Origin of the sequence: Pseudomonas edaphica (assembly GCF_005863185.1) — a bacterium.
Taxonomy (GTDB): Bacteria; Pseudomonadota; Gammaproteobacteria; order Pseudomonadales; family Pseudomonadaceae; genus Aquipseudomonas; species Aquipseudomonas edaphica.
Window position 1 is genome coordinate 1 of record NZ_VBVZ01000353.1, and the last position, 6,530, is coordinate 6,530.

8 protein-coding genes and 1 pseudogene are annotated in these 6,530 nt (G+C 56.4%); 5 read left to right on the forward strand and 4 right to left on the reverse strand.

The features are described 5' to 3' along the window. Positions 1 to 543: scabin-related ADP-ribosyltransferase (locus tag FEM54_RS21165; RefSeq protein WP_420875324.1), on the forward strand; the 543-nt coding region annotated here is incomplete at its 5' end. Next, entirely contained in the window at positions 540 to 971 is a 432-nt protein-coding gene (locus FEM54_RS21170; protein WP_138452839.1) for a hypothetical protein, read from the forward strand. The genes FEM54_RS21165 and FEM54_RS21170, both read left to right, overlap by 4 nt. 78 nt (positions 972 to 1,049) lie before the next feature. On the opposite strand, the pseudogene FEM54_RS34715 reads toward FEM54_RS21170, so the two are convergent. Next, positions 1,050 to 1,229: pseudogene (locus FEM54_RS34715) on the reverse strand (porphobilinogen synthase); the annotation flags it as partial. Positions 1,230 to 1,270: 41 nt separating this feature from the next. On the opposite strand from FEM54_RS34715, the gene FEM54_RS21180 reads away from it, so the two are divergent. Continuing rightward, positions 1,271 to 1,657 (forward strand): hypothetical protein, encoded by a 387-nt coding sequence (locus tag FEM54_RS21180; RefSeq protein ID WP_138452841.1) that lies wholly within the window; start codon positions 1,271 to 1,273, stop codon positions 1,655 to 1,657. Positions 1,658 to 1,710: 53 nt separating this feature from the next. Here the strand turns inward: FEM54_RS21180 and hemB are convergent, their stop codons facing one another. From hemB to FEM54_RS21195, 3 genes are all read right to left on the reverse strand, one after another. Continuing rightward, positions 1,711 to 2,685, reverse strand: a complete 975-nt coding sequence (gene hemB, locus FEM54_RS21185; RefSeq protein ID WP_069786976.1) for a porphobilinogen synthase — start codon at positions 2,683 to 2,685, stop codon at positions 1,711 to 1,713. A 115-nt stretch (positions 2,686 to 2,800) separates the two neighbouring features. Then, positions 2,801 to 3,643, reverse strand: a complete 843-nt coding sequence (locus FEM54_RS21190; RefSeq protein WP_017137780.1) for a PhzF family phenazine biosynthesis protein — start codon at positions 3,641 to 3,643, stop codon at positions 2,801 to 2,803. 3 nt (positions 3,644 to 3,646) lie between these two features. Beyond that, complete coding sequence (locus FEM54_RS21195) at positions 3,647 to 4,345, reverse strand: glutathione S-transferase N-terminal domain-containing protein (protein ID WP_017137779.1); 699 nt, start codon at positions 4,343 to 4,345, stop codon at positions 3,647 to 3,649. Positions 4,346 to 4,597: 252 nt separating this feature from the next. Between FEM54_RS21195 and FEM54_RS21200 the strand changes: the two genes are divergently transcribed. Further along, positions 4,598 to 5,299 (forward strand): histidine phosphatase family protein, encoded by a 702-nt coding sequence (locus tag FEM54_RS21200; protein ID WP_099550054.1) that lies wholly within the window; start codon positions 4,598 to 4,600, stop codon positions 5,297 to 5,299. A 199-nt stretch (positions 5,300 to 5,498) separates the two neighbouring features. Then, positions 5,499 to 6,530 (forward strand): permease (locus tag FEM54_RS21205; RefSeq protein WP_138452843.1); only part of this gene is annotated, 1,032 nt, incomplete at its 3' end.

Sequence of the window (6,530 nt, forward strand, 5' to 3'; positions counted from 1 at the left end):
TACCAATACGTGCCTAACCCTACCGGGTGGGCGGATCCGCTAGGTTTGAACTCGTGCCCTGGTGAGGATGGCTGTAAATCAAAATCTGAAGCGGTAGACATCGCCAAAGCGAAAGTAAATAAAGGAGAGCCCAAACAGCCGGCCAGCAACAGCGAATACTTATTCCGTGGCGATGACAAAACTCCAGAGCGTATTTTTCAATATGGATTTAAAAGCAAGGGCGACAGCAATGACTTATACTTGCACGCGCTCGACAGCAACAACCCACCGAGCAACTTCATAAGTACTTCTCCTTCGAAACTTATCGGAATTGATTTTGCGACCCAATACAAAACTCGAAAAGGCTTTCTCTACGCGCTAAAAAAGATTCCCGGTCGTGACGTTAACAAAGAATTAGGAAAATTAGCACCTTTTGACAATGAAACCGAAATAGCTATACAAAGCAAGATAAATACAGAAGACATTTTGGGTGCGACGCCTATGAAACGAGATGGCAGCTATGTGGGATATTCGATTCCAAACCCAAACAGGAAAGTAAAATGAAAACAAAAAAAATTAAAGCCATAATAAATAACGTAGAAAAATACGTCACTTTCAAATATGACTCCACCCATATAAAGTTGAAATTTTCTGAAGCAGATAATTTCGCGAAAGTGTACACAGCAGAAGACATATACCAATGCTTGGCAAAAGTTAGAGCAGACTTCCCTTATATAAAATTTCTTTGTAAAGGTGCGAAAATCAATGTTAGGCCTTCTAGCATGGCCTCGCAGATGAGTGGAGGAATGGTTGCTTATGAATTGACTCTTGGGAAACGTGCTACACGAGAAGACTTGGTCAACATATTTGACTTTGAAGAACATAACCTCACGAGCGACCCAAACGAGCAATATAATTTTTACAAAAAATGGATAACGTCTATAGGTGCAAATCGGACTGAAACCGCTGATCCAAAAGACAGTAACGACTGATGAAGTCAGTCAATACCAACGCTGTGGTGAGATACTCACCCGCCACAGGCACACAAACCAAAATCAGATCCCGGCCAACGCTATGATCTGGATTTTGGTGAAGCCAGCGTCTTCGAGGGCGGCGGCTACGTGTTTGCCGAGGGTGACCTAAGCCGCGTCGTTGTCTATATGAGCGCCGTGCATCACACCGCAATGACCGTAGTCGGTGTATTCGCAGAAGTAGGTGTCGAGCAACACGATCATGTCCGGCACGACGTCATAAAGACTATTCATTAATTAATCCCAATAGAGATTAGAAAGTGAAAAAATTAGAGATCACCACAATCAGAAATTCGATTCGCGAAAACGCGACCATCGAGTGTGATGGAAAAACAGCAACGCTCTCGATAACGTTCGCGAACGGCGTAAAAAAAACTTACACCGACATTGACATCTATATGTGTTTTGGCCTAATGAGAAAAGACTTTAGCGACATAAAATTCCTCTGTAAAGGCGCTAAAATCAATGTATATCCTTCGGCAATGTGCTCACAAATGTCTAGTGGATTGGTTGCTTACGAAACAAAACTAGGTGATCCGGACGCGAAGCTCGTTCGTATATTCGATTATGAAGAAAATGAACTCACAAACGACATTAACGAGCAAATTGCGTATCGCACACGATGGTCTGAATCACTGTATGCATAGCTTCAAGCTCCTGTGACGAGCAACCTCACTCGCCACAGGCCCAAAACCCAAAATCAGATCCCAGCCAACGCCAAATCCATCGCAAAATACGTAAAAATCAAATCCGCGCCAGCCCGCTTGATCGACCCCAACGTCTCGCGCACCACTCGGGCCTCATCAATTGCGCCTGCCTGGGCGCCAAATTTGATCATCGCGTATTCGCCACTCACCTGATACGCAGCCACCGGCAAGCGTGAGGCTTCGCGAATGTCGCGGATGATGTCGAGGTAGGCGCCAGCCGGTTTGACCATCAGCGCATCGGCGCCTTCCTGTTCGTCGAGCAGGGACTCGCGTACGGCTTCGCGGCGGTTCATTGGGTTCATCTGGTAGCTTTTGCGGTCGCCCTTGAGGGCGCTGCCGCCGGCTTCGCGGAATGGGCCGTAGAGGGCCGAGGCAAATTTGGTGGAGTAGGCCATGATCGGGATATGGGTGAAGCCCGCGTCGTCCAAGGCACGGCGAATGGCCTGGACCTGGCCGTCCATGGCGGCCGACGGTGCGATGACATCGGCACCGGCGCGGGCGGCGGCCACGGCTTGTTTGCCGAGGTTGACCAGGGTCGCGTCGTTGTCGACGTGGGCACCGTGCATCACGCCGCAGTGGCCGTGGTCGGTGTATTCGCAGAAGCAGGTGTCAGACATCACGATCATGTCCGGCACGGCGTCCTTGATGATCGAGGACATGCGCGAGACCAGGCCGCGCTCTTTCCAGGTGTCGCTGCCGTTGGCGTCCAGGTGGTGGGACACACCGAAGGTCATCACCGACTTGATCCCGGCACGGGCATAACGCTCGATTTCACCGGCCAGTTTTTTCTCAGGAATACGCACCACGCCCGGCATGCTGGTAATCGGCACAAAGTCGTCGATTTCTTCTTCGACAAAAATCGGCAGTACCAGGTCGTTGAGGGTGAATTCGGTTTCCTGGAACAGGCCACGCAGCTCCGGGGAGCGGCGCAGGCGGCGAGGACGGGCTTGGGGGAACTGGCTGGTCATGGCTTTCCTGGATAGCGGCAGAATAGTTGGGGCAAAAGCTTATGCCCCTTGGCCCCCGCAGCACAAACGCCCAGGGGCCAATAGTGTATTGCGTGGGCCGTAACAATATATTGATCTAGAGCTGGACTCGCCCTTCGATGCACGCCGCCACTGCGCCGCCCACCCAGATTTCATCACCTTGGCGCTCCACGTGAATTCGCCCGGCACGCCCAATCGCGGTGCCCTGGCTGACCACATACCGCTCGGGCGCGAGGCCTTCGGCCAGCAACCATTGGGCAACACCGGCATTCAAACTGCCGGTGGCCGGGTCTTCCTGGGCGCCGTCACCGGCGATAAAAGCGCGCACTTCAAAGTGGCTGTCCACCTCGTCACGCGCCGGGTCACAGGGTGCGATGACGCCAATGGCCAGGCCGTGCAATTGCGCGTAATCGGGCTGCAAGGCCAACACCTGCTCGCGGTCGGCCAGCATCACCGCCAGCCAGTCCGCGCCGTTATCCACCCACTGGCTGCGCACAATGGCCTCAGGTGCCAGGCCCAACCCCAGGCGCACGCGCTCCAGCAGGGGCGCTTCCACCGGCCCTGTGCGCAACAACGGCGGTGCAATAAACGCCAGTTCATCGCCTTGGCGACGGACACGCACCAGGCCGATTTCGCACTCCTGGATAATCTCCTCACCCTTGGGCACGCCGCCTGCCTGCAGCCACGCATGGCAACTGCCCAGGGTCGGGTGCCCGGCGAACGGCAGCTCTTTAAGCGTGGTAAAAATTCTTACCCGATAATCCGCCCGTGGATCCCGCGGCGTCAGCAAAAACGTGGTCTCGCTGAGGTTGGTCCAGTTGGCGAAGTCGGCCATTTGCTGGTCGGTGAGGCTATCGGCGCCGAGCACGACCGCCAAGGGGTTGCCCTTGAGCGAAACCCGGCTGAACACATCCAGTTGCTTGAAATCGAAAGTCGGCATGTCTTAGCTCGGAATACTCAGGCCACGAATCACCGCCGGGCGGGCGACAAAACCGTCCAGTGCACGCAACACATTAGGGAAATCAGCGATGCCAACCAAGTCGCCGGACTCGTAGAAACCGATCAAGTTGCGGATCCATGGGAAGGTGGCAATGTCGGCGATGCTGTATTCATCACCCATGATCCAGGTGCGGCCCAGCAAGTGTTTTTCCAGCACGCCGAGCAAACGCCGAGATTCGGCGGCGTAGCGATCACGTGGGCGTTTGTCTTCGTATGCTTTGCCGGCAAACTTGTTGAAGAACCCGACCTGACCAAACATCGGGCCGATACCGGCCATCTGGAACATCAGCCACTGCAGGGTTTCGTAACGGGTGGCCGGGTCTTCGGAGAGCAACTGGCTGGTTTTTTCCGCCAGGTAAATCAGGATTGCGCCGGATTCGAACAACGCCAGCGGCTGACCGCTCGGGCCATTGGGGTCGATGATCGCCGGGATTTTATTGTTGGGGTTCAGGGACATGAACTCTGGCGACAACTGGTCCTGGGTCTCGAAACTGACCTTATGTGCTTCATAAGGCAGGCCCAGTTCCTCCAGCATGATCGACACTTTGACCCCATTGGGCGTGGGCAGCGAATACAGCTGCAAGCGCTCCGGGTGCTGGGCGGGCCATTTGCTGTTGATCGGGAAAGCGGCAAGTGCGTTCATCGGGAAGTCCCCAGGCTCAAAGTCCCCATAATAGCCACCTGCACGCCGTCCTGCATGGGTCATCATTGCGCAACATAACCGCGCTATGGTGCGCGCAGGCGAACCAAAGAGCCGATTCATACTCTTAACTGCGCCATGACGGTGAAAGGAAGACACCCCGTAACAATCACAGGTTAAACCGCAGCACGCTGGATGCGTCGCTGGGGCCAGGCTTGCTCGCCTTAATCGCTGCACTGAAGACTCGAACCTACAATGACAATCAAGCCTCTGTGCCTTGCGCAACGTCTTAAACGTTATGCCTACATCATGTTGCCGCTATTGCTGGTGGGCGGCGCCATCGGCCTGACCCTGGAGTCGCGAATCAGCCGCGCCGCGCCGGTGGACGGTGTGCAAACCCTGGTGTTCCTGCGCCACGGCGAAAAACCCGTCGGCGGCCTCGGCCAGCTCAATTGCCAGGGTTTGAACCGCGCGATGAACCTGGCCACCGTGCTGCCGGAAAAATTCGGCAAGGCCAACTACGTGTTTGCGCCCAACCCGACGCGCAATGTCGAGGAAGGCGAGCACGATAATTCCTACAGCTACATTCGACCCCTGATGACCATCAGCCCCAGCGCCATCAAGCTTGGCCTGCCGGTGAACATCAAGTTCTCCGCCAATGACACCCACGACCTCGCCGATGAGCTGGTGGAAGACAAGTACCACAACTCCATCATCTACACCGCCTGGTCACACGGTTATTTGCCGGAGCTGATCAACCGGGTGGCCAGTGAAGCCTCGGGTGAAAAACACACCATCACGGACGATTGGTCGGGCGGCGATTACGACACGCTCTATGTACTGACACTGACCTGGCACAACGGCAAGGCTTCGCTGCTGAGCCGCAACTACAAGCAAGGCCTGGATAACGGCCAGCAGACATGCCCGGATGCAACCCAAGTGAGCGCGGATATCTGAAGCCCTGCAGATAGAGCCCACGCTCCCGCGTAGGAATTCACTCCGTAACGCTCAACTTTCACCCTGCGCGAGGTTCAGGTTCTGGGGCCAGCGTCGCGACGCAGAGCGTCTCAGCCTGCATTCCCACGCAGGAGCGTGGGAACGATCGGTAGTAGGCGCGTATGATGCCCCGCTATTGAATCATCTGCGGACTTGCACCATGCCCAACCTCATCTCCACCCAGCCCAACCGGGGCTGGTCGTTCTGGTGGAAACCAGCGCTGTTCATATTGGTGGCCTGCATCGGCCTCTATTACGTGAAGTGGTCGCCCTACTACCTCAAGGCCTTTGTCGCTGCGGATAACCACAGCATCGGCGCCTCGATTCTCAACGATCAGCAAAGCGCGCCTTTGGCCGCGGCATTGGCCTATGCCCAGGTGTATTTCCTGGCGATCTGGAAAGCTGCCGTATTGGCGGTGATTCTGGGGTCACTGCTGCAAGTGTTGATCCCCCGCGACTGGCTATTGCGCCTGTTTGGCCGCGCCGGGCTGGGTTCGACCCTGCGTGGCGGGCTGTTCGCCTTGCCGGGGATGATGTGCAGTTGCTGCGCGGCCCCGGTGGCAGCGGGCATGCGCCGTCAGCAGGTGTCGGTGGGCGCGGCGCTGGCCTTCTGGATCGCCAACCCGGTGCTGAACCCGGCAACCTTAGTGTTCATGGGCTTTGTGCTGGGTTGGGGCTTTACCGCGTTACGCCTGGTGGCGGGGATTGTGCTGGTGGTGGGCGTGTCGCTGGTCGCACAACGCATTGCCCGTCCCGACCATGTGCCGGAAGCGGCACTGGACGCAGTGGCTGACGTGAGTCAGACCGAGTCGCAGCCATTTTTGAGCCGGTGGCTGCGGACTCTGTGGCAGCTGTTCTGGAGCACGATCCCGATCTATATCGTCGCCGTGCTGATTCTGGGCGCCGCGCGGGTGTGGCTGTTTCCCCATGTCGACGGGGCCATGGCCAATAGCCTGGTGTGGCTGGTACCGCTGGCCATCGTCGGCACGCTGTTCGTCATTCCTACGGCAGCCGAGATTCCTATCGTACAAACCATGATGACATTGGGCATGGGCACCGGCCCGGCCGTGGCGTTGCTGATGACCTTGCCCAGCGTGAGCCTGCCGTCGCTGTTGATGCTGCGCAAGGACTTCGACGCGCGGGTGCTGGTGACGGTGGCCGGGCTGACCATGCTGGTGGGGGTGGTGTGTGGG